This is a genomic window from Pseudomonas sp. GW460-LB5 (assembly GCF_059423245.1).
On the sequence record NZ_JBWKXT010000149.1, the window covers coordinates 1 to 503 of the forward strand.

Annotated in this window: 1 protein-coding gene; it reads right to left on the bottom strand. The window is 57.9% G+C overall.

The annotated features are described in order from the left end of the window. Positions 1 to 503 (bottom strand): GTP-binding protein (locus AC07XM_RS31125; RefSeq protein WP_495046092.1); only part of this gene is annotated, 503 nt, incomplete at both ends.

Sequence of the window (503 nt, forward strand, 5' to 3'; positions counted from 1 at the left end):
CCGATGATGATCGGGGTGTCGTCGCCTGGGAAGTCATAGGTGGACAGCAGGTCGCGAACTTCCATCTCGACCAGTTCCAGCAGCTCAGCGTCGTCTACCAGGTCAGCCTTGTTCAGGAAGACCACGATGTACGGAACGCCAACCTGACGGGACAGCAGGATGTGCTCACGGGTTTGTGGCATCGGACCATCGGCGGCCGAGCAAACCAGGATCGCGCCGTCCATCTGGGCAGCACCGGTGATCATGTTCTTCACGTAGTCAGCGTGACCTGGGCAGTCAACGTGAGCGTAGTGACGAATGTTCGAGTTGTACTCGACGTGAGCGGTGTTGATGGTGATACCGCGCGCTTTTTCTTCCGGAGCCGAGTCGATCTTGTCGAACTCAACGACTGCCGAACCGAAAACTTCGGAGCAGACGCGAGTCAGAGCTGCGGTCAGAGTGGTCTTACCGTGGTCAACGTGGCCGATAGTGCCGACGTTAACGTGGGGAAGGGAACGATCAAA